Below are 25,665 nucleotides of genomic sequence, written 5' to 3'. Positions count from 1 at the left end.
GATTCCCGGCCGTCCGGCGTTGTCAGTGGCGCCCGGTACGGTCGTGGCAAGTCGATCGCACGGCCGGATCGGCGTTCGGAGCACATCGGGCGGGGAACATGACCACAGTCGACATCTCGTACGCGGAGGGCTGGGACGCCGCGACCCGCCGGGCCCACCGGCCGCTCTCGGCGGCGGGGGCACGGCGCCGGGACACCGCCGGCGAGCCCTATGTGGAGATCCACCGCGAGCCGGGCCGCGCCGAGCCCGTGGAGGTGTACCTCGTGGCCTGGGCCGACCTGCACGTCGGGCACTGGATGTACGACGAACTGGGCCGCCGCACCCGCGAGTTCGACCTGCGCCTGCTCGAACCTGACCGCCTGTTCATACGCGAGGTCGTCGAGCGGCGCTACTCCTCACCCGACCAGCCCGACCGCGCCCGCGACGCCTGGCTGACCAGACTGACCCTCACCCCCGGCAAGAAGGCCAAGCACGTCGTCCAGGAACAGGGGGAGTTCGGCTCCAGCCGGCACGGCTGGTCGGACCTGCCGGAAGCACAGTGGTGGATCCCCCGCGCCGCGTTCGGCGTCGGCGCCGCCGACGACCAGGACGACTCCCGGGCGCCCGGCCCCGACGAGCCCGAGCCCGAGTCCGAGCCCGAGTCCCAGTCCGAGCCCGAGTCCGAGCCCGATGGCCCACCGGAGCCCGATGGCCCACCGGAGCCGCCGACGTCGCTGTGGAGACCGCCCCGGCCGCGTCGACCGGAGTTCGACGTGCAGGAACTCCTCCGGCCGGGGAACAGGTTCCACCACGACGACTGGGGCGAACTGACCGTCGACCGGGTCGAGGACGTCACCACGGTCCGGGTGCCCAGCGGCCGGCTGGTGGTCGCCGATCCGCTCTACCCGGCCGCCCCCAGGGAACTCACCGAGCCGATCCCACCGGGGGAGTACCGCCTGCAGACACCCGTACTCGTCGGCGAGGGTGACTACCACGGTGAGGGTTTCCCGGTGCAGGAGGAGCCCCTGCTGCGCCTGCTGATCTCCGACGAACCCGCGGTCACCTGGGAGATGGGGCTCGGCGCGGGTGAGGATCCCCGGCTGCTGCTCGACGGCGAGGCCTACGGCTTCGTCACCGACGCCGCGCACGGCGCCTTCGCCGACGCCTCCGGCTGGGACCCGCTGTCCGGAACGTTCCGGCGCTACTACGACGGCGAAGGCGACCACGGAGTCGAGGAGGTCAGGACCGGCACCCTGCGCGTCGCCGACCGGAAGACCGGCGGCGACCTGGTGACCTTCTGCACCGTCGGCGACGGAGCCTGGTCGGTGTGGCTGGGCCGGGCCGCGTCCGGGGACGTGGTCTCCGTGGTGGTCCTCACCGACTGGCTCTCGGACTACCAGCCGATGTGATCCCCGCCGGCCGCGCGCCGCCTGCCGCCCGGCGGGCGGTCCGGTGCGGGCACCAACCCCAGCCGCTGGGCGTGCAGGACCGTGCCGAGGCGGTCCCGCGTGCCGAGTTTGCGGTAGATGTTCTCGATGTGCTTGTGCACCGTGCGCGCCGAGATGCCCAGCCGGCGGCCGATCGCGTCGGCGGTCAGGGCATCGGTGAGCAGGAGCAGGATGGTGAGTTCCCGGGGAGTCAGCGCGCAGTCCGCCGCGCGCTCCTCCGGCGCGTCGGCCGCCGCCGACAACCGGCGCCACTGCTCCAGGAGTTGCCGCTGCTGCTCCACGGCGGCCAGCAGCGGCTGGGCGTGCTCCGCGATCCGCACCTGGTCCTCGGAGAAGTCCGCTCCGGAGCGGTACACCAGACACCCCGTGATCGGCGCGACCGTCCCGGGCAGCGGGAGCGCCAGCACCTGGTCCAGATCCAGGGCGTCGCCCAGCACCCGCGCGGTCTCGCTCGCCGACCAGGCCCGGTCGGCGATCCTGCGGGCCGTGACGGGGCTACGGCCGAGACCGGTCGCGTAGTGGTGGGCGAACGGGTAGCCCGTGCGCAGCACGCTCAGCGCCTCGTCGTCCAGCCGGCCCAACTCGACGGCCGCGGCGGGCGCCAGGCCGAGGGTGCCCTTGCCCTCGCTCCAGTCGTCCAGCTTGTAGATCAGCGTCTCGCCGCCGCACAGGCCGGTCAGCGCGTCGGCGAGCAGCGGCCACAGCCGATCGGGCTCGCGTTCGTGCAGCGCGGCCACGGCCAGCTCGGTGAGACGCTCGTAGGCCCTGTCCAGCCCGTGTAACACGTGTTCCTCTCTGCCCCTGCCCCTACGCAGTTATACGCATACCCAGGCAACGGTCAGGTGCCGCATGCTTCAACCGGGCACCGGGATCGGGTGCGACGACTCCGGTCGTGCGGGCCGCCGGCACGGGGGAGCGGCGGCCCGCGACCGGTCGTCGACGGCGGGGCCCAGCCGGTGCCGACGGCGGCCCCGGGGCCGGCCGGTACGACAACGGCCCCGGACCGCAGGCGGCAACGCCTGGACCGGAGCCGTAGGACCGTCTCGCGGGCCGGGACGTCAGTCCTGCCCCTCCTCCTTCTCCCGCTGCAGGTTCTTCAGCCGCGCGCCCTCCTTGCGGACCTCCGCCTGGGTGGTGCGCTCCTTCTCCAGCCATGCGGGCAGCTCGCGCTTGAGCTCCTCGATCTGCTCGGTGGTGAGCGCCTCCGTCACCCCGCCGCGGGCCAGCCCCGCGATGGACACGCCGAGCTTGGCCGCGACCACCGGACGCGGGTGCGGCCCCTTGGCCCGCAGTTCGAGCAGCCACTCGGGCGGGTTCGCCTGGAGCTCGGTCAGCTCGGCGCGCGAGACGACACCCTCCTGGAAGGAGGCGGGCGTGGCGGGCAGGTACACCCCCAGCTTCTTCGCCGCGGTCGCGGGCTTCATCGTCTGGGCGGTCTGGTGCGAACTCATGAGGTCAAGGGTATCGGCCGGGTGCGCGGGCCCTGACCACCGCCGGTTAACCTGGTCCGGTGACAGGCTCGGAGGAAACACCGTCGTTCCGGCTCGCGTACGTCCCCGGCGTGACGCCCGCCAAATGGGCTCGGATCTGGAACGAGCGCCTGCCGGACATCCCGCTCACCCTCCACCAGGTCACGGCCGCCGAGGCGCCCGAGCTGCTGCGGGCGGGCGACGCGGACGCCGGTTTCGTACGGCTCCCGGTGGACCGTACGTTCTTCAGCGCGATCCCCCTCTACAGCGAGACCACGGTGGTCGTCGTCCCCAAGGACCACGTGATCACGGCGGCGGAGGAGGTCACCGTCGCCGACCTCGCCGACGAGGTCCTCTTCCACCCCCTCGACGACGTCCTCGACTGGGACGCGCCGCCCGGCGAGCCCGCTTTCGAGCGCCCCGCCACCACCGAGGACGCCGTCGAACTGGTCGCCGCAGGGGTGGGCCTCCTGGTCGTCCCGCAGTCCCTGGCCCGACTCCACCACCGCCGGGACCTCACCTACCGCCCGCTCACCGACGCCCCACAGTCCACCGTCGCCCTGTCCTGGCCCGAGGAGGCCACCACGGAGCTGGTCGAGGACTTCATCGGCATCGTCCGCGGCCGCACGGTCAACAGCACGCGGGGCCGCCAGGCGGCACAGCCGTCGCAGTCGGCCCAGGCGGCACAGGGTTCGCAGGACAAGCCCAAGCGGGCGCAGAAGCCGGCGGCCGGCAAGGCGACACCGGCCGGCCGCACCGCGCGCGCCCGCGCCACCGGCGCGAAGTCCGCCAAGCCCGCGAAGCGCGGAAAGCCCCGCCGCCGGTCGTGACCGGGGCCGGGCCCCACGCCCGCTCCCGATCTGCTCCCGCGCGCCCCGATCACCCTCCCCGATCCAGGGCCCCCGCGATGTCACGATGCCTCCGGACAACCCGGACATTCACCGCTGGAGGCGCCCGTGAGCACTGAAGCAGCCCCGGACGAAGCCGTCGACCCCCGTACGTCGTCCGCGTTCCTCGTCAACGAATCGCTCGGCTACCTCGTCCCGGCCGCGCTGCGCGCCGCCGCGGTCGTCGGGGTGGCCGATCACCTGGCCGACGGGCCCCGCACCCCGGCCGAACTGGCCACTGCCACCCGCACCGACGCGCGGAACCTCCACCGGGTGCTCCGGCTGCTCGCCACCCGCGGCATCTTCGAGGAGGACGGCAACGGGCGCTTCCGGCTCACCTCCGTCGGCGACACCCTGCGCAGCGACGCCCCCTGCTCGGCGCGCACCGCCGTCCTGATGAACACCGACCGCAGCATGTGGCTGCCCACCGCGGACCTGAGCCGCTGCGTCAGCGAGGGCACGTCCGCCTTCGAGCACCTTTTCGGGCTGCCGTTCTTCGAGTACTTCGCCCAGGACGAGGAGACCGCCGACGTCTTCCACTGCGGCATGGCCGCGATGTCCGACGCGGAGAACGAGCCCATCGCCGCCGCCTGCGACTTCCCGCCCACCGGGACGGTGGTCGACGTGGGCGGGGGCCACGGCGGCTTCCTGCTGGCGGTCCTCGACCGCCACCCCGGTCTGCGCGGCATCCTGTACGACCGCCCGCACGTCCTGGCCGGCGCCCGGCTGGACACGCCCGGGACCACCGGTCGCTGGTCCACCGCGTCCGGGGACTTCTTCACCGACGTACCGGAGGGTGACGTCCTCGTGCTGAAGCGGATCACGCACGACTGGGAGGACGACCAGTGCGTGACCCTCCTGGAACGCTGCCGGGCCGCGCTGGCGCCGGGCGGGCGGATCCTGGTCGTCGACGCGGTGGTCCCGCCCGGCAACGCGCCCCATCAGGCCAAGGCCCTGGACCTGCTGCTGATGGCGGCCCTGGTGGGCCGGGAGCGCACCGAGCCGGAGTTCGCCGGGCTGTTCGAGGCCGCCGGTCTGAAGCTGTCGCGGGTGGTGCCGACCTCGACCGTGCTCTCGGTGGTGGAGGCGGTCGCCGCCTAGGACACCCGGGACCCGGTCTCCCGCTCCGACCCGGCCCCCGGTACCGGCTCGGCCTCCGGTGCCTTCGTCCGCTCCCGCAGATCGGCGACCGCCAGGCACAGGGCCACCAGGATGAACCCGACGGACGTCAGCAGACCGAGCTGGAGCGCCTCGGTGGCCGGGCCGCGGTTCGCGAGGTGGGCGAAGTACACCGAGCCCACCACGGCGATCCCGGCCGCCGAGCCGACGCGCTGGCCGGTCTGCAGCACCCCGCCGGCCGCACCGGCCCGCTTCACCGGGACCCGGGTCAGGGTGAGCGTCGTGTTGGGGGAGACCGTGATGCCGGAGCCGAGCCCACCGACGATCATGGGCACCACCGTGGCCCACCCCAGGCTCTCCATCGGCACCAGCCGCACCACCGCGACGATCCCGAGCAGCCCCAGCGCCACGCCGCTCAGACCGATGACCACCAGCTTGCGCCCGTGGCGGACCACGAGCCGGCCCCCGAGGGCGGCGCCGACGGCCGAGGCGACCGCGAACGGCAGCACCGTGACACCGGCGGCCAGCGCGCTGTATCCCGCCGCGTTCTGCAGGAACAGGGCCATGACGAAGAAGACCGTGGTGAAGCCCGCGAAGTAGCTCAGGCTGATCAGCGCGCCGAGCGTGAAGGACCGCAGCGAGAACAGGTTCAGGTCGACCAGCGGGGCCAGCCCCAGCCGGCCCTGCCGCCGCTCCCACACCCAGAACAGACCGAGCAGCAGCGCGCCCACCGGCAGCAGCGCCCACTTCTCCCGCCCGGTCCACTGCTGCTCCTGCACCAGCGGCAGCATCAGCGCGATCACCCCGCAGCCCAGGAGCAGCACCCCGATCGGGTCGAACCGCTCCCGTCTGCCCGCCGTCCCGGGGAACCGGGGCAGCAGCCGCAGTCCCGCCGCGAACGCGACCACACCGATGGGCAGGTTGACGAAGAACACCCAGCGCCAGCCGTCGGCCGTGCCGACGGCGTCGATGATCAGACCGCCCGCCAGCGGGCCCACCGCCGTCGACACCCCGATGACACTGCCGAGCAGACCGAAGGCCTTGGCCCGCTCGTCGCCCTGGAACATCTGCTGGATCAGGCCCGAGGTCTGCGGTGCGACCATGCCCGCCGCCGCGCCCTGCACCAGCCGGAACAGCACCAGCCAGTCGGGGCTCGCGGCCAGCCCGCAGGCCACCGAGGCCAGCGTGAACACGGCGAGCCCGAACAGGAAGGACTGGCGCCGCCCGCGCATGTCGCCGAGCCGGCCCGCCGGGACCAGCGCCAGCCCGAAGGCCAGGGCGTATCCGGAGACCACCCAGGACTGGGCGGCCTCCGTGGCACCCAGCCCGTGCTCCATCGAGGGCAGGGCCACGTTCACGATCGAGGTGTCGAGCAGCGAGATGAAGCCTGCCGTCAGGCAGACCCCGAGCGCCCGCCACCGCCGGTCCTCGGTGGCCGGTCGCTGCGGTTTTGCCCAGGTCGTGGTCATACGGCCACGCTATGCAGTCAGGCCTGGTCCCGCGCGGGGAGCGGGGCGATCGAATGCCTGTTTTGGTCCGACCGGGTGACGGCCGCTTCCGACGGCCGCCCCGTCCCGGCCTCAGCGCGCGTACGACGCCTGCCGCGCCGTGGCCACGATCCGCTCGCCGTCCGCCCCGGCCAGCAGCCCGCCCGCCACCCACGCGTCCACCACCGACCGCACCCGCGCCACCAGCGCCCCCTTGTCCCGGAACGGCGCCCCGGCCCAGACCTCGTCGAGCAGCGAGCGACCGTCGGCCCCGACCGGATTGGCGACCCCCGAGTCGACACCGCCGAACACCACCGTCGGCTCCGCGCGCCGGAAGTAGGCATGGGTCGGGTCCTCGGTGCCCTCGTGGAAGGGTGCGAACTCGGTCCCGTCCAGGGTGAAATGGAGCGGGGTGCCGGCCACCGGGGACAGCGACGGCAGCAGGTCGCCGGAGAGCCCCGCGTTGCGGTACAGCCCCAGCTCCAGGTACTCCGTCGCCGGGCTGCGGCCGACCAGGTTGACCGGCCCGTAGAACAGGGTCTGGACCGACGGATCGTCGAGCGCCTTCTCGACCCGCAGCCGGAACGGGACCGACACCCGCACGGTGTCCCCGGGCCGCCAGGTCCGGGACACCTCGAAGTAGCTCCCCGGCACCGGCGTGCCCGGCACCGCCCGCCCGTTGACGGTCACCCGGAACCCGTCCCTCGCCCACGCCGGTACCCGCAGCCGCAGCGCGAAGGCGGCGGACCGCGCACTCCCGCCGACGGTGAGCGTGCTGCCCTGCTCCCGGGGATAGCCGGTGCGCTGGCTGACCGTGACGCCCTTCTCGGCCCAGGTCAGCGTGGACGGGCTGTAGAGGTTGACGTACAGGGCGCCGCCGTCGTCCGCCGCGCAGTACACCGAGTCCTGGTACTTGGTGGCGGACTCCATGCCCGTGCCCTCGCAGCAGGTCGTGCCCTGCTTGGGCGTGTAGTCCCGCACATGCCCGGGCGTCAGCCCGATGAAGTACGTGACCAGCGGCTTCTCGGCGTCGGCCCGGTCCTGCTTGGAACCGAGGACCTGGTTGTACAGCGCCCGCTCGTAGTAGTCCATGTACGCCGGATCCTGCTCGTGGAAGAACAGCGACCGGCTCAGCTTCAGCATGTTGTACGCGCAGCAGCTCTCGGCGGTGGTCGCGCTGATCGTCCCGGCGATCACGTCCCGCGCCTTCCAGAACTCGGTCGTGCTCGTGCCGCCGATCCCGTACATGCGATGCGGTACGACCATGCCCCAGAAGTTCCTCGCGGCCGCGAGGTAGCGCTCCTCGCCGGTCGCGTCGTACAGCCGGACCAGGCCGGTGAAGATCGGGATGTGCTGGTTGGCGTGGAGTCCGTCGAGCGTGTCGGTGTCCGCCGCGCAGGCGTCGATGAGGCTGTCGAGGTCGAACAGCCGGGCCAGCGCGAGGTGTTCGGCCTTCCCGGTGAGTTCGTGCAGATCACAGATGGCCTCGACGATCCCGCCGAACTCGCCGCTGGAGAAGATCCCCCACATCCGCTGGCGCGTGGCGGCGGGCAGCACGGACAGCCGCGCGTACATCCAGTCGCCCATCCCGGAGGCGAGGTCCAGCGCCCGCTCGTCGCCGGTCGCGGTACGGGCGTCCAGCAGCCCCCGAAGGATCTTGTGCGCGGTGTAGTACGGCGCCCACACCTTCGTGTAGTCGCTGCCGGTCATCGACTCCAGCAGGATGAACTGCGTCTCCGGATACGCCGCGAGGAACCCGGGGTGGCTCGGCCCGCCCCAGGTGCGGCGGAGGACGGCGTCGAGCCCGCGCCCCGACCCGTCCGCGAGGTCCGGCCCCGACGTCTCGTCGAAGGCGTACGAGACGAGGTCGCCGCGCGCCCGCACGCTCCGCAGACCGGCGATCTCCTCGTCCCCCAACGCCCGCGACCACACGTCGAACCCGCCGAAGGCGCCCGCGAAGACCGGGTCGCCGGCGTACAGGGAGCGCCCGAGCCAGTGATGCGCCAGCGCCCCCAGCGCGGCCGGAGTGAGCGACATGGCCGTGTTCCGGGCCACGGCCGAGCCGTTGACGTACAGCGTGCCGGTGCCGTCGGCGATCGTCACCGCGAGGTGGCTCCACTGGTCCACGGGCAGCGCGGCCGTACCGTCGAGCCCCTGCTCGCCGCCCGCCCCGCCGGTGGTGATCGCGAAGCGCGGCACCCCTCGCGCGTTCCGCGCGGCCAGGTAGAGATACCGGCTGGTGTCGTTCCCGAAGTCGAACACCCGTGCCCAGGCGTCCGTGTGACCGGGCTTCACCCACGCGGACAGCGTGACGGCCGAGGCGCCTTCGAGCACACCGGCCGGCAACTCGACGTACTGGTACGACCCTCGCTCGTTCTCGACGGCACGCCCGCCGAGGACCCCGTCGACGCTCAGCACGGAAGGATCACCCCGCAGCGCCTCGCGCACCTCTCCCAACGCACCCACCATCGTGCGGACCTTCGCCGCGAACACCTCCTCGCCGGTGCTCGCGTACGCCTGCGCCAGCATGGTCAGGAAGTGCCCCGTGTAGTGTCCGCGCAGGTTCCCGTTGGCCTCCCCGTCCAGCCCCTCCCAGCCACCCGGCGCGACCACACCGCCCGTGTCCAGGCCCGCGTTGGCCCGGAACACCTGCAACAGCCGGTTCTCGTCGTAACCGCGCGCGTGGTCGAGCATCAACGCCCGCTTGTCGGCGAACAGCCCCGGTTCGAGCGCCACCTCCCCGAGCCCGAACGGCCGTACCGTTCCAGCCGCTTCGGCCGCGGCCGCCTCCCCTCCGACGGCGACACCGGCCCCGGCGGCGGCCAGCGCCGTCACCTGGAGGAGGGTCCTTCGGGAGAGGGAGTGCGCCATGGGCTCCTCGTTTCAGGTCTGTTTGGTATATCGAACATCGTTCGGTAAGCCGTCCAGAAGATAGGGAAGGGGCGCGGGGGCGTCAACGGTTCGGACGGGATTCGCGGTCAGGGGTGGTGGGGGCGGGGGACGCGGGCCAGTGCGGCCCTGATGGTGTCGGCGGGGTCGGGGAGGGGGACGCCGAGCCGGCGGATGAGGGCGACGACCTCGCGGATGCCGGTGCGTTTGCGCAGGGCGGTCTTGTGGAGGTATTCGAGCGGGAAGTGCCCGACGTCCGGCAGCTCGCCCTCGGGTAGTTCGTCCACTCGGAGGAGCCGCAGGGCCTCGCTGAAGACGAGACCCTTCGGGAGAGTGTCGTGCGAGGTGGGGATGTTGCAGGCGTGCAGCCGTTTGGCCACCGCCGTGGGGCTCGCGCCAACCTCGCGGGCGGCCAGCAGGACAGCGCTGAACGGTACGACCCGGCCCTTCACGGACCACCAGTTGACGGGACTGTCTGCTTGCAGAAGTTCCTTGTCCAGCCTGTTGAGGCGGATCGGCGCCTTCATGGGGACGTCGATACCGAAGGCCCGCATCCTATTGATCTTGTACCTCAACCCCGGCAGGTCCTGGACCTGATGGAAGAAATTCGCGTAGTGGGGAGCGCTCTGTGGCGTGAGCCAGTCGCGACGAACCTCGTCCCACAGCAGCCAGATGTCGTCCTGGTGGGCGTCGGCGGGAAAGGGCTTGGGCGGCGCGAACCCCAGGGATGCGAACCGGGCCAGTACTTGTCGGGGCTTCAGTCCGAGTTTCTCCGCCGCCTCCAGAACATGTCCCGCCGGCACCGATGTGCCCGTCAGCCAGGGGCGTGTGCCGTCGGCGTTGACACTGAGCAGGAGCAGGGTCTCGTCCGACGGATGCGCCGGCAGCCGGCCGGCGTCGGCCCGCAGTCCGCGGGCCGCGAGTCTGCCGCGCACCTCGGGCACGGGCAGGCCGAGCTTGACGCTCAAGTGGGCGATGTGGCCCAGGGGAACCGGTGCGTCGGGGTCCAGGCAGCCGACGGCTCTGCGCTCCGGAGCCAGCCAGAACAGGTCGTCCTTTTCGGCGGCCTCGCCCAGCGCCACGACACTGTCGGCGAGGCGATAGCCGAAGCTGCGCAGGAACGCGGCGGTCGATGTGACACCTGCGCCGGAGCGCCGGGCCGCATGTACGAGATCATCCAGCGTGAGGGCGTTCTTGCGGTTCAGGTAACCGACCGTAAACGTACGGGAGTTGCTTGTGGTGAGTTCGGCGTCTTCCGACCACTGCCGGGGGTCGCTGTCCTCGAAACCGAGATCGGCGAGGCGGCGTGCGGCCTCGCGTCCCGTGAGACGCAGCCTGCTTGCCGACCGGGCGACAGCCGGCAGGCTCGGGGCTCCCCGCCATCCTCTGCTTCTGTTCTCCGACAGCAGGAGCCACTGGTCGGACAACGTGGGCGTGTATACGGGACTGGGAGCCTCGATCTCTGGGCACACCTCGACCAGCAACCGCAGCGCCACGCGTGGTCGGCGAGCGAGGACCCGCCACAGATAGATGTGATCCAGGGCTTCGCCATTGATACTGGTCCAGCCGGGCCGCCGGGCGTACGCGCCGCCTTCCTGGTGCCGGTCGCGCGGCACCAGAAACACATCGGCCGGGAAGAAGCCCACGTGTCCGTCACCGAAGGCCATCCCTCGGTAGGTCATCTCCCGCGCCGCAGTGGCGAACGCGGACGCAACGATGTCGCCCAGTACAGGGCTGCCCTCCGCGACGTCGCAGAGCCACGCGAAGTCCGCCCAGCGGTCGTCGCCGTCGGTCAGCACGTCGGTGGCGGCGCCGAGCAGGTCCCGCACGGGCCCTGCCATGTCGTCGACGATGTTCCGGCGATCCACCGAGAGCCGCGCCGGGGCCGATTCACCGCTCAGGTTGACCACGGCGCCGACGAGGCCGGAGCCGCCTGGCGAGAGCACCCCGTCGCGCCCAGTGGGTTCCACGAGCAGACCGTCCACCAGCAGCGCGCCGCCGTGCTCGCACCAGATGACCTGGGGGTCGGCGCAGTCGCGAGGCCAGTACGCCTGACGCCCATGGGCGTTGAGCGCGAAGGCCTCGGTCCGGGTTCCGGCTTCCCGCTCCTTGAGTTCCCCCACGGTCCACGTGCTCGTCCGCCCGCCGTGCTGTGCCGACACCCGGAACTCTGCCAGGGCCAGCACCCGTTCCAGGACGTCCACGGCCGACCAGGACGCCGGATCGATGTCGGACCGCAGATACAGCCGTACCCGCGTCCCCGGTTGCCGGCCCCGGGCCGCGGTCTTCACGATCCGGAACAGATGGCCCGGGCCGCAGATCGACACCTCCAGGACCGCCCCCGGCAGGCCGTCGGTGTCCATCCGGCAGGTCGTGACGCGGATCTCCTCGGCGAGCATGAAGTAGCTCAGCACGCCGATCCCGAAACGGCTGTTGGGATACAGCTTCACCGGCGGATCGAGCGACTCCCATCTCGCCCGTTCCAGCTTGAACTCCAGTTGCTCCGCGAAGCGCGCGCCGGCATGCGAGAAGACGCCGCGGAGTTCGGCCTCGCCCATGCCGATGCCGTCGTCCACGCAGTCGAGGTAGGCCCGGCCGTCGTCGTCGAGCCCCTGGACGAAGGAGATGCTCCCCGTGTAGGGCTCGCCCGGTGAACCGGTGGTGCGGTCGAGGTACTCCTGCCGGGCGCGCCGGTAACGGCAGGCGTCGAGCGCGTTCTGGTACAGCTCGCGGACGGCGAGATCGCGGTCCTTGTACAGCTCGATCCCCATGGCCAGATCGAGGACACGGCGACCGTCGCTGCGGAAGCGCGCGTACCCGTCGAAGGTGCCGCGACTGGGTACCACGCCGTCGGCGGACAGCCGGGTCGGCAGCTCCGGCACGGGTTGGTTGACGCGTTCGCGCACGGTGCGCCGCACGGCGTGCAGCAGGACGTCGGCCCGTCCGGTGTACTCCCGCAGCCCTTCGACGACCGCCTCGTGGTGGCACTCGGCGCGGAGCACCGGGAGATCGTGCGAACCTCCCCAGTCCGCGTCGGCGAGCGTGCGGCGCAGCTCGTCCAGGTTCACCGGGTAGGGGATGGCGAGGTGTTCGGCGACGATGTCCGGCAGCGCCGTCATCTCGGCGGACATGCCGTACGCGAGAGCCAGGAGCAGGGCGACCCGCTGGAAGCGGATCTGCTGGTGGCCGGGACCGCAGCGGACCCGGTCGTCGCTGGGGAGGAGGTTCAGGAACTCCGGGTGACAGACGTCGGGTCCCCGCCGGAGCCCGTGCAGCAGGGCGGTCACCCGGTCCGCCGCGAGCGCCCCGCCCAACTCCTCGGCGGCCGGGCCCAGTTCTGCCAGGAGGCCCGGAACCGAGGTCGCGTCGGTGAACTCCTCGTGCCGGGTCAGCCAGCGGTGGCAGAGCCACCAGCCGACCAAAGGCTCGGCCGCCGGGTCCCGCAGCGCCCGCTGGACCAGCGCATCGCTCTCCTCCGTGAAGACTTCGTACGCCCGCCGCAGCGCCCCGGCGTCCGGCTCGGTCCGCAGTGACCAGGGCCGGATCTCCATCAGCTCCGCCGTCCGCAGCAGGGAGTGGACCCGGTGGAGGAAGGGGAACAGCACGAGGAGAGCGGCTTCGGCCGGATAGAGGTCGAGGCCGGCCGGCTGCGCCTGGTCCGGGCGCTGTTCCCGGGGAGGCTCGCCGAGCAGCAGGCCGATGTTGTCGAGGAACGCGGTCGCGATGCGCGCGTCGCACCAGGGATCCTGTTCCAGCCGCCCTTCCAGGTCGTCGCGCAGAGAGGCGAGACGTGCGACGGCGGCCGCGACGTGCCGGCGGTGGTGTGCGCTGTCCCGGCCGGACGGCACATGCCCCCAGACCCCGGAACCGACGGCCTTGCGCACCCAGGCGTCCGCGTCAGGTACACCCGCCTCGGCCTCGGCCTGCGGGGACGAAGCCTCCGGGTGCACGTTGATCTGGCCGATCGATCCGGCCTGGATGACCGTCGTCGCCGTCGTGTTGCCGCCCACGATGTTGTTGTGGGTGCCGCTCTGCGTCAAACCGCCGCCCCCCTCTGGCACTTCTCAGGAATCTAGACGAGCGCCCTCGTGAAATGGTCGGTTTTGGGCAGCTGGGGCCGGTACTCCGTTACGGCCGTGCCGCCCGGCCGATCGACTCCACCAGCGGCAGCAGCCGGTGCGGAACGCGTTCGCGCAGGGCCACCTCGGTACGGGTGCGGACGACGCCCGGCAGGCTGATCAGCTTCTGGATCACGTCCTCCAGATGCGCGTTGTCCCGCGCCACCACCCGGGTCAGCAGATCCCCGCCGCCCGTGATCGAGAACGCCTCGACGATCTCCGGTACGGCGGCCAGCGCGTCCCCGACGTCGTCCAGGTGGCCCTGGGTGACCTCGATGTGCACGAAGGCCAGCACCGGGTGGCCGAGCGCGGCGGGGGAGAGGGCGGGGCCGCTGCCGGTGATCACACCGTCCCGCTCCAGCCGGTCCAGCCGGGCCTGCAAGGTCCCCCGGGCGACACCGAGGACCCGGGCGTACTCGCGGACGCTGGTGCGCGGCTGCTCCAGCAGCAGCCGCAGGATGCGGGTGTCGAGCTCGTCCACGGTCATGATGTACGACTGTACCAATGGCTCACGCGGCCTTCCCTCCGACCTGGGCCATTGGTGTGCTCAGCCCTCGACCATTCGTTGCCAGAGCGGGCCAATGGCACAGTGAAATGGGTGACGGTTGAACCAGTGGGTCGCCCGATGCTCTCATGGGTACGTCGATGGCGCTGCGGATCCCCGCGGCGCCATTTCTGTGCCGTCCGTGGGAGGGGAAGCAGTGCTGAAGAGGGTGTTCGTGGCGCCGGACCCGGGGCGGGTGCGGCTGCGGTTCGCCGCGCGGGCCGTGCTGGGCATCGGCCTGGCCGTCGTGGTCTGCGGTCTGGCCGGACACTCCCTCGCGGGCGCCGTCACCGGCGGGCTCGCCGCGCTGCTCGCCCTGTTCACGGTCGCGGACCCGACGGTGCGCGGGCAGGCCGTGACCACCGCGCTGCTGCCCGCCGTGGGCCTGCCGGTGCTCGCCGCCGCGGCCGCACTGCACGCCGTGCCGGTCGCCCGCGACCTGGTCTTCCTCGCCGTGGTCGGCGTGGGCGTGTACGCGCGCCGCTGGGGGCCGCGCGGCCACAGCCTCGGTGTGTTCGCCTTCATGACCTTCTTCGTGGCCCAGTTCCTGCACGCCACCCCCGGAGAGCTGCCCGAGCTGTCCGCCGCCGTCCTGCTCTCCGTGCTCTGCGCGGCCGCCGTCCGCTTCGGACTGTGGTGCTACGAGCGTCGTCTGCCCCCGGCGCCCGTGCCCGTGCCGCCCGCCGGCACCGGCCTCGCCCGGGTGACCACCCGGCAGGCCGTGCAGGCGACGGCGGGCGCCGGTTTCGCCCTGGTCGTGGGTCAGCTGGTGTCGGGCCAGCGCTGGTACTGGGCGGTCGGCGCCACCTGGTGGATCTTCGTCAACACGGCCTCGCGCGGCGAGACGCTGGTCCGTGGCTTCCGCCGGGTCCTGGGCACGGTCATCGGCATCGGACTGGGCCTGCTCCTCGCCGTCCCCGTGCACGGGGCCCCCGTCCCCACCGCCGTCCTGGTCGCGGTCGCCGTCTTCGGCATCTTCTACTCGGCCGCCGTCTCCTACACCTGGATGATGCTCTGGGTGACCTTCCTCGCCGAACTCCTCTACGGCCTCCTCGGCGTCCTCAGCCCCGGCCTGCTGGCGCTGCGGCTCACCGAGACCGGGGTGGGCGCCCTCGGCGCCGCGCTCGCCGTGCTGTTCGTGCTGCCGGTCACCACCCACCTCACCACCGACGCCTGGATCCAGCGGGCCCTGCACTGCGTCCACGCCGGAACCGCCGAGGCCGCCGCCCGGCTCGCCGGGTCCACCACCGCCGACCCGGCACCCCGGGTGGCCGAACTGGAGCAGCTGCTCGGCCGGGTACGGCTCTCGGTCGCCCCGCTGGTCCATCCGCTCAACCCGATGCTCGGCCGCAAGCGCCGGGCCCGCCGCGTCCTCACCCTGCTGGACGACTGCGCCCGGGAGATCCGCGGCCTGGCCGCCGTCGCCGCCGACCCGCAGGCCTCGCACGACGCCCGGCTGGCCGCCGCCTGCTGGCGGGTGGAGGCCGCCGTCGAGGCGCTCACCAGGGGCTCCGCACGCATCGCGGGGCCCGCCGAGCCGCCCACGGAACCCGCCCTCGCCCATCTGCACGGCCTGGAGCGCGCGCTGGCCGAACTCGCCGAGCCGCTGCGCACCCCCTCGGGCTCTCCCCTGGTCGGCGCCTGAGCCACGCCGACCCGCGCATCCTGGTCTAGACCGCAAACTGCTACCGTCGGCCCGGGATCGGCTCGTGCCGACTCGTACCGGCTTGTGGCGGGACCTGCGGCGAGACTTGTGTCGAGGCTTGTGTCGAGAGGGGACAGCGGTGGCAGACGGCGGCAGGCGGCGGAGGGCCTTCATCGGGTCGTTCACGGCGGCGGGCGGGCCCGGGGTCGTCACGGCGGCGGTCCATCCGCACAGCGGCGCCCTGGCCCTCCTGGAGAGCGTCGACGGCGTCCCCGACCCGTCCTACCTCGCGCTCTCACCCGGCGGACGCACCCTGTACGCGGTCAGCGAGACCGCCGACGGCGCGGTGGCCGCCTACCACGTCCACGACGACAAGCCGAGGCTGGCCGGTCCGCCGGTCCCGGTCGAAGCGAGCGGCCCCACCCACCTCAGCGTCTTCGACGGCCATGTCCTGACCGCCAACTACGGCTCAGGCAGCGTCTCCGCCGTCCCCGTCCGCCCCGACGGCACCCTCGCCCCCGTCCCCTCCGGACTGCTCCAACACACCGGGTCGGGTCCGCACGAACGCCGCCAGCGCGGTCCGCACGCCCATCAGGTGCAGCCCGACCCCAGTGGCCGGTGGGCGGTCAGCGTCGACCTCGGCACCGACTCGGTCCGCGTCTGCACGCTCGACGGCGGTATGCCCGCCCTGCACCGCGAGTTCGCCCTGCGCCCCGGCTCCGGCCCCCGCCACCTGGCCTTCCACCCCGACGGCCGGTACGCCTACGTGGTCAACGAACTCACCCCGACCGTCACCGTCTGCCGCTGGGACGCCGCCAGCGGCACCCTGCGGCCCCTGAGCGAGACCCCGGTACTCCCCGGAGCCCCCGCCGGCGACGCCTACCCCTCCGGCATCGCCGTCTCGCCCGACGGCCGCTTCGTCTGGACGGCGACCCGCGGCGAGGACGTCCTCACGACGTTCACCACCGACGAGGACCGCCTCCACCTCACCTCCACCGTCCCCTGCGGCGGCCACTGGCCCCGCGCCCTCACCGAGTCCGACGGCGTCCTCTACGCCGCCAACGAGCGCTCCGGCAACATCACCTGGTTCACGATCGACCAGCAGACGGGCCAGCCCCGTTACGACGGCTCGGTGGAGGTCCCGGCGGCCTCCTGTGTGATCTTCGGCTGAACAAGCGCCCCTTTGGGGGCGCGGGGAACTGCGCGCTCAACCCCCACCGACCCGCGGTCGGGACCCGACCGCACCCCCGAAAAAACCGACGGGGCCCTCGAAGAAAGGACCCCGTCCGGAAGAAGGAACGGCACGCGTCAGCGAACCGGCGCCCCCTGCGGCTGCTGCGGAGCGATCCCCAGCGCCGTCGTGTACTTGGCCAGCGCCAGCTTCCCGATCGCCGGGTACGGCCCCAGCGGTTCCGCGGTGGCGCACCCGGCCTCCTCCGCGGCGGCGGTCAGCAGCGCCGCGTCGATCTCCGGCCCTATCAGATACGGCGCCAGCGCCAGCTGCTGCGAACCGGACCCGCGCAGCTGCTCGGCGACGGAGGCGATCGAACCCTCCTGGTCCAGCGCCGCGGCCATCACCGGCACGGCCAGGCGCGCGGCGAGCAGCATGCCGGTGATGCCGGCGGCCTGCACCGCCTCGTCGCCGCCCACGGACGCGAGGATGATGCCGTCCGCGGCCGTGGCCACGGTGAACAGCCGGGCGCGGTCGGCGCGGGCCAGACCCGCCTCCGACAGACGCACGTGCAGCGCCTCGGCGAGCAGCGGGTGCGGGCCGAGGACATCGGTGAGGTCGGCGGCGACCTTGCTCTCCATCACGGCCTGGCGGACCTGGCGCAGCAGCGCGCTGTCCGGACCGGCCAGCAGCGGCACGACCACGGCGACCGGGCCGTCGGGCGCCTTGAGCCCCTCGACACCGGCGGCGACGGCCTGCTCGTAGCGGGCGGTGCGCTCCTCGGCGGCACGGGCGAGGACGGACTGGAGGGTGGGGAACTCCGCGTCGTCCCCGTCCAGGTACCCGATCCGGGCGTCCAGGCCGGGCAGCTCGGAACGGGCGATGCTCACGACCTCTTCGGCGAGGCTGCGCGTGGCCGCGCTGGGCGTACCCGGGACCGCGAGGACGAGCGCGGGCGCGTCCTCGGGCGCCACCAGCGGCTCGGGGCGGCGGTGCCGTCCGGGCTGGCGGGGGCGCGGCATTCGTACTGGCAGGCCGGCGGGCCCAGTGGGGGAGCTCATGGCGCCGCATGTTACTGGCTTATTGGGCTCCCTTGTTCGGGGAGGGTGCAGGTGAGCGGTATCCGTCCGGTTTTGTCTGATGAGTTACGCATGATTCGGAGGTGATCCCATCAGCTGTCGGACACTTCATGTCTCCATGGGATCAATCACCTTTTGTGTGCACCACGGAGAACATCCGTTCATCACTCGGCAGAGTGAGCCGCCCGCTGACCAGGTCACTCGCGACGCGTACCGCTCCGTGCAGCGGATCGCCCTCCGCCGGGACCTGCTCGGCCCGGGGCAGCCGCCGGGCCAACTCCTCGGCCAGCGGCAGGAGAAGCGGATCGCCCAGGTATGTCAGGCCGCCGGTGAGGGCGACCCGCGGCTCTCCCGAGGTGGGGCAGACGGCCGCGGCCGACTCGGCGATGTGCCGGGCCGCCGCGCGCAGGATCCCGGCCGCGACCGGGTCGTGTACGGCGCAGTCGGCGACCTGAGGCGCGAAGGAGGCCAGTACGGCGGGCCGGTCGGTGCGCGGGTAGAGGAGCCCGGGCAGCCCGGGCAGCGGCCCGAACCGCTCCTCGGCGCAGGCCCGCAACGCTGCGGAGCCGCCGTCCCGCCCGTCGAAGGCGCGCAGCGCCGCCTCCAGTCCCGCCCGGCCGATCCAGGCACCGCCGCCACTGTCGCCCAGCAGATGGCCCCAGCCGTCCGCCCGCCGCCAGCCGGTCAGATCGGTCCCGGTCGCGATCAGTCCGGTACCGGCGGCGACCACCGCGCCCGGGCGCGGACCCAGGGCGCCGACGTACGCCGTCACGGCGTCGGCGGCCAGCACGACCGTCCCCACTCCGAGTTCCCGCGCCAGCGCGCCCGGCAGTTCGGCCCGCAGCGCGTCCCCGAGAGTGGCCAGCCCCGCCGCGCCGACGACCACCGCCGCCACCCGGTCCAGCCCGTACTCGCCGGTCAACGCCCGCGCCATGGGCAGGAGTTGCCGCATCAGATGCCCAGGGTCGATACCCCGCGTCCCCGTACGCACCGGCTCCCCCGACTCCCGCGGCACCGACGGCTCCCGCCCCGGCACCCCCACCACGGCCCGCAGCCCGGACCCACCGGAGTCGACCGCGAGAAACCCCCGCCCGGAGGCGCGGGCGCCGACGGCGGGCAACCCTGCCCCGGAGCCCCCGGAGCCCCCGGAGCCCCCGGAGCTGCCGGCGGGCAACCCTGCCTCGGAGGCATCGGAGCCGTCGGCGGGTGACCCCGCAACAGGGGCCCCGCCGCCCGCCGCGGTCACGGCAGACGCCAGTCCACCGGCTGTCCCCCCTGCTGGACCAGCAGGTCGTTGGCCCGGCTGAACGGGCGTGAGCCGAAGAAGCCGCGGTCCGCCGACATGGGCGAGGGGTGCGCGGACTCCACCGCGGGCAACTGGCCGAGGAGCGGGCGGAGATTGCGGGCGTCGCGGCCCCACAGGACGGACACCAGCGGCTTGCCGCGGGCGGCCAGCGCCCTGATCGCCTGCTCGGTGACCTCCTCCCAGCCCTTGCCCCGGTGCGCGGCGGGGCTGCGCGGGGCCGTCGTCAGCGCCCTGTTGAGCAGCAGGACGCCCTGCTGGGTCCAGGGGGTGAGGTCGCCGTTGGACGGCTGGGGCAGGCCCAGGTCGGTGTTGAGCTCCCGGAAGATGTTGATGAGGCTGCCCGGCAGCGGTCGCACCTCGGGCGCGACCGAGAACGACAGCCCCACCGCGTGCCCGGGGGTCGGGTAGGGGTCCTGGCCGACGATCAGGACGCGGACGTTGTCGAAGGGCTGCTGGAAGGCCCGCAGAACGTTCGGCCCCGCCGGGAGGTAGGTGCGTCCCGCGGCGATCTCCGTACGCAGGAAGTCGCCCATCTCGGCGATCTTCCCGGCCACGGGTTCCAGGGCCTTCGCCCAGCCCGGTTCGACGATTTCATGCAAAGGTCGTGGTGCCACGGCGTCACCCTACTGCCGTACACGGGTCGGTGATCAAGCCGCGGTCGAGGGGCGACCGAGGATGACCGGACCGTCGGCACGGATGACGGAAACACCCCTCCTTCCGGGGACCCGGAGGCGTCGGACTCAGGCGACGACCGCCGCCCGTACGCACAGCACGTCCGGCAGATGGGAGGCCAACTGGCGCCAGCTGTCGCCGTCGTCGGCCGAGGCGAACACCTCGCCGTTGCGGTTGCCGAAGTACACCCCGGCCGGATCCGCGTCGTCCGTGCAGAGCGCGTCCCGCAGCACCGTGCCGTAGTGGTCCGCGGCCGGCAGCCCCGCCGACAGCGGCTCCCAGGTAGCGCCCGCGTCGGCGGTGCGGAAGACCCGGCAGCGGTGCTGCGCGGGCACCCGGTCCGCGTCGGCGTTGATCGGGAAGACGTACGCGGTCTCCGCGCGGTGCGGATGGGCCGCCGCCGCGAAGCCGAAGGTGGACGGCAGGCCCGCGCCGATGTCGGTCCAGTGCGCTCCCGCGTCGTCGCTGCGGTACACCCCCCAGTGGTTCTGCAGGTACAGCCGGTCCGGACTGCCCGCGTCCTGGGCGATCTTGTGCACGCACTGGCCGAACTCCGGGTCGGGGTCCGGCAGGAACACCGCGGACACCCCGGAGTTGGACGGCGCCCAGCTCGCGCCGCCGTCCTCGGTGCGGAACACCCCGGCCGTCGAGACGGCGACCGTCACCGCCTTCGGGTCGCGCGGGTCCGTGACGACGGTGTGCAGGCCCTCACCGCCGCCGCCCGGCACCCACTGGCCGCGCGTGGGGTGTTCCCACAGCGGCCGGACCAGGTCGAAGCTCTCCCCGCGGTCCTCCGAGCGGTACAGCGCGGCGGGTTCCGTGCCCGCGTAGACCACGTCCGGTTCGGCGGCGGCCGGATGCAGCTGCCAGACCCGCTCCAGCGAGGCACCGGTGTCCTTGGGGAACTTCACGGCGGGCCGCGCCGGTTCGGTCCAGCTGCGGCCCAGGTCGTCGGAGTGGAACACCGAGGGGCCCCAGTGCGCGCTGTCGCCGCCCGCCAGCAGGCGGGGCCGCTCGCCCCGGGTGTCGATGGCCACCGAATAGATCGCCTGCGCGTTGAAGTACGGACTCTCGTCGAACTCCCAGGTGTCACCTCGCCGCCGCCCGAGGAACAGACCCTTGCGGGTCCCCACGGCGAGCAGTACCTCGGTCATGCCGATCACCTCCATGACGTCCTTGTCACAGCCAGCACTCAGATATCCGCCAGTCTGCACCCCACCACTGACAGCCACCCGCCCGACCGTGTCCGCGCAGGTCGGAGCCGTCGTGTCGGCGGGTCGAACAAGGCGGCGGAACGCGTTCCGGAAGACGCCTGCGCGAGCGGGGCCGGTCGTGCGACCGTCGACTCGGAGGTTCGCCGTGAGCAACGGGGCGGCCTCTCCCGTATGGGAGGGCGGTCCGGGCTGTCCGTGCGCGCGTGAGGAGGATGCCTTTGAAGGCGTTCCGTGGTCCGAAGGTCTGGCTGTGGCGCTGGCGGCGCAACCCGCTGAAGCGTCGCGCCGACACGGTGGAGGCCTGGGTGCTGCTCGGCGCCTGGCTGTTCACCTTCCTGGCCGGGGTGTTCGCCGGGCTGGCGGCGGCCCGGTCGGTCGAGGGCGGTCTGGCCCGGGAGCGCGTCGAATGGCGACCGGTGGTGGCGCACGTCGTCGAGAAGGCCCCGGGGACGTCCGGGCAGCAGGCCGGCTCCTCCGGCGGTGAGCGGGTCTGGGCGAGGGTGGGGTGGACCGTCGAGGACGGCTCCGCGCACTCCGGCCAGGCCCGGGTCGCGGCCGGCAGCAAGGTGGGCACGCCGGTCACCGTGTGGACGGATCCCCAGGGCCACCTGGTCACCCGGCCCGCCACCGTCTCCGAGGCCCACCTCCGCTCCGCGCTGATCGGCGGCCTGGTCGGGCTGAGCACGGCCGCCGTCCCGTTCGTGGCCGGGCTCGTGGTGCGCGGCCGGCTGGAGCGGCGGCGGATGGACCGCTGGGACGCCGAGTGGTCGCGGCTGGGCCCGCAGTGGGGCCGGATGACCGGCTGAGGCACGCGCCGGCCCGGGGCCGCTCGGTCACCGGCCGGCCAGCGCCGTGCGGCAGTCGGCGAGCAGCCGCTCGTCCTGGGCGATGTCGTGGCTGCCGTACCCGCCGGGGCGGGCCGTGTGCCGCCGGGCGGTGGCGAGTTCGGCCGTCAGCAGGTCGTGCAGCGGCGCGCCCGCCGGGCCCATCGCGGCCAGGCACGCGGCGATCGTGCCGCGGGTGTACGGGTTCTGCGACCAGGCGGACCGGAACACCGGCAGCACGGGTTCCGGATCCCCGGCGATCCGCCAGTACGCCTGCGCGGCCGAGGTCCGTTCCCACGCCCGGCCGGAACCGGCCGCCGCGCGCAGGGCGGGCAGCGCGTCCCGGGCGGCGGCCCCCAGCCGCCCCAGCTGCTCGGCCGCCGTCCGGGCGCTGTGGCCCCGGCCGAGCGTCAACTCCCGCATCAGCACCGGGAGTACGACGTCGGCATCGCCCTCGGCCGACCACAGGGCGCCGGCCGCCAGGGCCGCGTGCCGGGTGTCCAGGAGCCGGCGCAGCACGGGTGCCGCCGCCCGCGCGGCCGTCCCCAGGGTGTCGAGCGCCCGCACCGCCTGGCCGGCCAGGGCCTCCCGTGCCCCGAGCCCGTCCGGTGCGCCGCGCAGCAGCCGCAGCACCTCAGGCACCGCCGCCCTGTCCGCCAGGGCGGTGACCGCGGCCAGCAGCGGGGCGGCCGACTCGGCCGCCTCGGGCGCGTCCAGCGGGATCCGCCCGAGACGGTGCCGCAGCGCGGGGGCGAGCGGAGCGGCCGCCCGGCCCAGCTGGACCACCTCGAAGCCCAGCCCGCCGGGCACCACCGGCCGGGCCAGCAGCTGGGCCAGGACCGGCACCGCGCGCGGATCGCCGCTTCTGGCCAGCCCCTTGAGCGGCCCGCCCAGCGAGGGTCTGCCGCGCTCCCAGGTGTGCACCCACAGGTCGGGCCGCGCGGTCACCAGCGCGTGCAGGTCGTCGGCGGCGGGCGCCGCCAGCCGGAACAGCTCCGCGAGCACCGAGACGGCCGCGTCCCGCAACTGGTCCTCCGCACCGCCCAGCTGAGCCCCGATCAGCGCGACCGGCGCGCTGAAGTCCGCCCGCCACTCGCGGAACAGCCCGGCCGACATCCACACCGCGCTGCACCGGTCCGTCACGACGGGGCTGCCCAACTGGCCGACGAGCAGCGCGATCCGGTCGGCCACCCGGTCGTCCAGCGCCCGGTGCAGGGTGCGCAGCAGATACGCGCCCTCCTCGTCCGACGGCCGCAGCCGCCGTATCCGGCCGACCAGCGTGTCCGCCTCCGGCCGGTCGGTGCCCGCCGTGCGCCGCCCGGACCGCTCCCTGAGCAGCCGGACCGCCGTCGGCACCAGGTCGGCGGGCAGCCGCTCCGGTGCGCCGAGGGCCAGCTGGCCGAGCGCGGCGAGCCGCGTCCCCGGGGGATGTGGCGGCCCGCCCTGCGCGGCCAGCAGGTCCACCGCCCCGGCCGCCCGCGCGGGATGGCGCCGTACGAACAGGCCGAGCGCCGCCGTCAGGGCCAGCAGCACCTGCTCGTCGCGCTCGACCGCGATCCGCCGCCGCAACAGCCCCAGCACCAGCGCCGGTTCGTCGAGGAACCGGACCAGCGCCCCGGCAGCCGCCCGCCGTACCCCGGGGCACGGATCGTCGGCCAGCGGCACGAACGTGCCGGCGCCCGCGCGCACGGCGGCACGGGCCGCCGGACCCGCGCTCTCCGCGCCGATGCTGACCAGCAGTTCGACTATGGCGCCCCGGTCCGGCACCTCCGGGCGCGCGGCGAGCGCGAAGAGGAACGGGACGCAGGCGAGCGTCGAGTCGTACACGTTCCCCTGGTGATGCACCGAGCCGTACATCCCGTCGAGCGCGACCTCCCGTTCGGTCGCGTCCGGCGAGGCCAGTCCCCGCAGCAGACCGGGCACGTCCTCCGCGCTGCCGTACGCGTGCCGCAGCGAGGCCCAGTCGACCTCGTCGATCCCCGTGAACACGTTGTCCTCCCCGGGCGAGTAGCACCTGTTCAGGAGTCTGCACCACGGCACTGACAACGATGCGGAATCGGGCGGCGACTGTGTGCGATCCACAGGTGGGCACCGGCCGGTAACGCCCGATGAGGGATCAATTCCCGCCAGGCAGCGCCCGTTCGAGGATCGGGTCGAGGCCGGTCCCGGCGGGCAGGGTGCCGAAGGCGTGCCCCCAGTCGCCGCCGAGCCGGGTCGCGCAGAAGGCGTCGGCGACGGCGGCGGGGGCGTACCGGACCAGCAGGGAGGCCTGGAGGGCCAGCGCCATCCGCTCGACCAGCCGGCGGGCGCCGGCCTGATCGGTTCCGGCCAGGTCGCTCTTCAGCCGGGTCACGGCGGTGTCCAGCCGGGCGTCCGCCCCGCGCGCGTGCGCGAGTTCGCCGAACAGGGCGTCGGCGGCGCCGGGTTCCCGGGACAGCGCCCGCAGCACGTCGAGCGCGTTGACGTTGCCCGAGCCCTCCCAGATCGACAGCAGCGGGGCCTCGCGGTAGTGGCGGGGCATGCCGGAGTCCTCGACGTAGCCGTTGCCGCCGAGGCACTCCAGGGCCTCCGCCGTGAAGGCCGGACCGCGCTTGGTGACCCAGTACTTGCCGACGGCGGTGGCGATCCGCCGGAAGGCCCGCTCCTGCTCGTCCCCGCGCACCGCGCGGTCGGCCGCCCCGGCGAGCCGCAGGGTGAGCGTGGTCGCGGCCTCCGACTCCAGCGCCAGGTCGGCCAGGACGTTGCGCATCAGCGGCTGGTCGATGAGCCGGGCGCCGAACGCGCTGCGGTGGCGCACATGGTGACCGGCCTCGACGAGTGTCTTGCGCATCAGGGTCGCCGAGTTCATCACACAGTCCAGCCGGGTGCAGTTGACCATCTCGATGATGGTCTTCACCCCGCGCCCCTCCGGGCCGACCAGCCAGGCCACGGTGCCGTCGAACTCGGGCTCCGAGGAGGCGTTCGACCGGTTGCCGAGCTTGTCCTTCAGGCGCTGGACGCGGAAGGCGTTGCGGCTGCCGTCCGGCAGCACGCGCGGCACGAGGAAGCAGGACAGGCCGCCGGGTGCCTGCGCCAGCACCAGGAAGACGTCGCACATCGGCGCCGAGGTGAACCATTTGTGCCCGCGCAGGGTGTACACGCCCGGCTCGGCCGTGGGAGTGGCCGCCGTGGTGTTCGTCCGGACGTCCGAACCGCCCTGCTTCTCGGTCATCCCCATCCCGGCGAGCAGCCCCGGCTTCTCGGTGGGGGTACGCAGCGCGGGGTCGTACTCCCGGCTGGTCAGCAGCGGTTCGTACACCTTGGCCAGGTCCGGCTGGGCGCGCAGCGCGGGAACGGCCGCGTAGGTCATCGAGGTGGGGCAGCCGTGGCCGGATTCGGTGTGTCCCCACACCAGCCCGCCCGCCGTCCGCGCGACATGGGCGCCGGGCCGGTCGTCCGCCCAGGGCGCCCCCGCGAGCCCCTCGGCCACGGCCGTCCGCATCAGGTGGTGCCAGCTGGGGTGGAAGTCGACCTCGTCGATCCGGTTGCCGTACCGGTCATGGGTGCGCAGCTCCGGCTCGTGCCGGTTGGCCAGCTCGCCCCACTCCTGCGCCTCCGCGCTCCCGGCGCGCGCCCCGAGCCGCCGGATCCCCGGCTCGGCCCACTCCGCGCCCTCCCGGCGCAGCCCCTCCAGCAGGGCCGGGTCGTCGGAGGCGTCGTAGGGGGCGAGCGGCGGCGCCTGGTTGGTGACGTCGTGGGTGGCGTACTGCGGCTGCGGAAGCGCGACGGTCGAGTCCATGGCTTCCATGTTGCACTCTTCCTGCGGTCGTATCAA

General features: G+C 73.4%; 18 protein-coding genes. 6 read left to right on the top strand and 12 right to left on the bottom strand.

The annotated features are described in order from the left end of the window. Positions 1-98 precede the first annotated feature (98 nt). Positions 99-1,388 (top strand): DUF4241 domain-containing protein, encoded by a 1,290-nt coding sequence (locus ACIPSJ_RS42540; RefSeq protein WP_401354149.1) that lies wholly within the window; start codon positions 99-101, stop codon positions 1,386-1,388. Here the strand turns inward: ACIPSJ_RS42540 and ACIPSJ_RS42535 are convergent. Continuing rightward, the gene (locus ACIPSJ_RS42535) at positions 1,373-2,212 is read right to left on the bottom strand and encodes a LuxR C-terminal-related transcriptional regulator (protein ID WP_401354146.1); all 840 of its coding nucleotides are present in this window, start codon (positions 2,210-2,212) and stop codon (positions 1,373-1,375) included. The genes ACIPSJ_RS42540 and ACIPSJ_RS42535 overlap by 16 nt on opposite strands. A gap of 273 nt (positions 2,213-2,485) precedes the next feature. Continuing rightward, a complete protein-coding gene (locus ACIPSJ_RS42530; RefSeq protein ID WP_401354144.1) occupies positions 2,486-2,878 on the bottom strand; it encodes a DUF5997 family protein in 393 nt (130 codons plus the stop codon). A 59-nt stretch (positions 2,879-2,937) separates the two neighbouring features. On the opposite strand from ACIPSJ_RS42530, the gene ACIPSJ_RS42525 reads away from it, so the two are divergent. Together ACIPSJ_RS42525 and ACIPSJ_RS42520 are read left to right on the top strand one after the other, a co-directional pair. Continuing rightward, positions 2,938-3,726, top strand: a complete 789-nt coding sequence (locus ACIPSJ_RS42525; RefSeq protein WP_401354141.1) for a LysR family substrate-binding domain-containing protein — start codon at positions 2,938-2,940, stop codon at positions 3,724-3,726. A 126-nt stretch (positions 3,727-3,852) separates the two neighbouring features. Then, complete coding sequence (locus ACIPSJ_RS42520; RefSeq protein ID WP_401354138.1) at positions 3,853-4,884, top strand: methyltransferase; 1,032 nt, start codon at positions 3,853-3,855, stop codon at positions 4,882-4,884. Here ACIPSJ_RS42520 and ACIPSJ_RS42515 read toward each other — a convergent pair. The 4 genes from ACIPSJ_RS42515 to ACIPSJ_RS42500 all read right to left on the bottom strand — a co-directional run bounded on the left by ACIPSJ_RS42515 (position 4,881) and on the right by ACIPSJ_RS42500 (position 13,883). Then, positions 4,881-6,371: an MFS transporter gene (locus ACIPSJ_RS42515; protein ID WP_401354135.1), complete on the bottom strand. Its 1,491-nt coding sequence runs from the start codon at positions 6,369-6,371 to the stop codon at positions 4,881-4,883. The two genes, ACIPSJ_RS42520 and ACIPSJ_RS42515, sit on opposite strands and share 4 nt — an antisense overlap. A gap of 111 nt (positions 6,372-6,482) precedes the next feature. Then, positions 6,483-9,260 carry a beta-L-arabinofuranosidase domain-containing protein gene (locus ACIPSJ_RS42510; protein ID WP_401354132.1) on the bottom strand — a complete coding sequence of 926 codons (2,778 nt, stop codon included), beginning with the start codon at positions 9,258-9,260 and terminating at the stop codon, positions 6,483-6,485. A 107-nt stretch (positions 9,261-9,367) separates the two neighbouring features. Continuing rightward, positions 9,368-13,318: an ATP-binding protein gene (locus ACIPSJ_RS42505; RefSeq protein ID WP_401354129.1), complete on the bottom strand. Its 3,951-nt coding sequence runs from the start codon at positions 13,316-13,318 to the stop codon at positions 9,368-9,370. An 88-nt stretch (positions 13,319-13,406) separates the two neighbouring features. After that, the gene (locus ACIPSJ_RS42500; protein WP_393666128.1) at positions 13,407-13,883 is read right to left on the bottom strand and encodes an Lrp/AsnC family transcriptional regulator; all 477 of its coding nucleotides are present in this window, start codon (positions 13,881-13,883) and stop codon (positions 13,407-13,409) included. Positions 13,884-14,097: 214 nt separating this feature from the next. On the opposite strand from ACIPSJ_RS42500, the gene ACIPSJ_RS42495 reads away from it, so the two are divergent. Together ACIPSJ_RS42495 and ACIPSJ_RS42490 are read left to right on the top strand one after the other, a co-directional pair. After that, positions 14,098-15,585, top strand: a complete 1,488-nt coding sequence (locus ACIPSJ_RS42495; protein WP_401354125.1) for an FUSC family protein — start codon at positions 14,098-14,100, stop codon at positions 15,583-15,585. A gap of 139 nt (positions 15,586-15,724) precedes the next feature. Beyond that, positions 15,725-16,756: a lactonase family protein gene (locus ACIPSJ_RS42490; protein WP_401354123.1), complete on the top strand. Its 1,032-nt coding sequence runs from the start codon at positions 15,725-15,727 to the stop codon at positions 16,754-16,756. Between the two features lie 137 nt (positions 16,757-16,893). Here the strand turns inward: ACIPSJ_RS42490 and ACIPSJ_RS42485 are convergent, their stop codons facing one another. The 4 genes from ACIPSJ_RS42485 to ACIPSJ_RS42470 all read right to left on the bottom strand — a co-directional run bounded on the left by ACIPSJ_RS42485 (position 16,894) and on the right by ACIPSJ_RS42470 (position 20,967). Further along, the gene (locus ACIPSJ_RS42485; RefSeq protein WP_355712028.1) at positions 16,894-17,817 is read right to left on the bottom strand and encodes a hypothetical protein; all 924 of its coding nucleotides are present in this window, start codon (positions 17,815-17,817) and stop codon (positions 16,894-16,896) included. Between the two features lie 142 nt (positions 17,818-17,959). Beyond that, positions 17,960-18,955, bottom strand: coding sequence for an N-acetylglucosamine kinase (locus tag ACIPSJ_RS42480; protein WP_401354121.1), 996 nt, complete (start codon positions 18,953-18,955; stop codon positions 17,960-17,962). A 122-nt stretch (positions 18,956-19,077) separates the two neighbouring features. Then, a complete protein-coding gene (locus ACIPSJ_RS42475; protein WP_401354119.1) occupies positions 19,078-19,755 on the bottom strand; it encodes a uracil-DNA glycosylase in 678 nt (225 codons plus the stop codon). A gap of 126 nt (positions 19,756-19,881) precedes the next feature. Continuing rightward, on the bottom strand, positions 19,882-20,967 hold the full coding sequence (locus ACIPSJ_RS42470; RefSeq protein WP_359219762.1) for an exo-alpha-sialidase: 1,086 nt from the start codon (positions 20,965-20,967) through the stop codon (positions 19,882-19,884). Between the two features lie 272 nt (positions 20,968-21,239). On the opposite strand from ACIPSJ_RS42470, the gene ACIPSJ_RS42465 reads away from it, so the two are divergent. Then, entirely contained in the window at positions 21,240-21,833 is a 594-nt protein-coding gene (locus tag ACIPSJ_RS42465) for a hypothetical protein (RefSeq protein ID WP_355712034.1), read from the top strand. Between the two features lie 27 nt (positions 21,834-21,860). Here the strand turns inward: ACIPSJ_RS42465 and ACIPSJ_RS42460 are convergent, their stop codons facing one another. Then, complete coding sequence (locus ACIPSJ_RS42460; RefSeq protein WP_401354116.1) at positions 21,861-23,840, bottom strand: HEAT repeat domain-containing protein; 1,980 nt, start codon at positions 23,838-23,840, stop codon at positions 21,861-21,863. A gap of 127 nt (positions 23,841-23,967) precedes the next feature. Further along, the gene (locus tag ACIPSJ_RS42455) at positions 23,968-25,629 is read right to left on the bottom strand and encodes a DNA alkylation response protein (protein ID WP_401354113.1); all 1,662 of its coding nucleotides are present in this window, start codon (positions 25,627-25,629) and stop codon (positions 23,968-23,970) included. Positions 25,630-25,665 lie beyond the last annotated feature (36 nt).

The organism is Streptomyces sp. NPDC090088 (genome assembly GCF_044747345.1).
Taxonomy (GTDB): Bacteria; Actinomycetota; Actinomycetes; order Streptomycetales; family Streptomycetaceae; genus Streptomyces.
Note: the sequence above shows the minus strand (reverse complement) of the source record. Positions and strands in the feature narration are given on the sequence as shown.

Bases quoted from the DNA above. Each gene is read 5' to 3' on its own strand.
- ACIPSJ_RS42510 (WP_401354132.1), bottom strand. From the start codon at position 9,260: ATGGCGCACTCCCTCTCCCGAAGGACCCTCCTCCAGGTGACGGCGCTG.
- ACIPSJ_RS42465 (WP_355712034.1), top strand. From the start codon at position 21,240: ATGCCTTTGAAGGCGTTCCGTGGTCCGAAGGTCTGGCTGTGGCGCTGG.
- ACIPSJ_RS42485 (WP_355712028.1), bottom strand. From the start codon at position 17,817: ATGAGCTCCCCCACTGGGCCCGCCGGCCTGCCAGTACGAATGCCGCGC.
- ACIPSJ_RS42455 (WP_401354113.1), bottom strand. From the start codon at position 25,629: ATGGACTCGACCGTCGCGCTTCCGCAGCCGCAGTACGCCACCCACGAC.
- ACIPSJ_RS42500 (WP_393666128.1), bottom strand. From the start codon at position 13,883: ATGACCGTGGACGAGCTCGACACCCGCATCCTGCGGCTGCTGCTGGAG.
- ACIPSJ_RS42515 (WP_401354135.1), bottom strand. From the start codon at position 6,371: ATGACCACGACCTGGGCAAAACCGCAGCGACCGGCCACCGAGGACCGG.
- ACIPSJ_RS42530 (WP_401354144.1), bottom strand. From the start codon at position 2,878: ATGAGTTCGCACCAGACCGCCCAGACGATGAAGCCCGCGACCGCGGCG.
- ACIPSJ_RS42470 (WP_359219762.1), bottom strand. From the start codon at position 20,967: ATGACCGAGGTACTGCTCGCCGTGGGGACCCGCAAGGGTCTGTTCCTC.
- ACIPSJ_RS42540 (WP_401354149.1), top strand. From the start codon at position 99: ATGACCACAGTCGACATCTCGTACGCGGAGGGCTGGGACGCCGCGACC.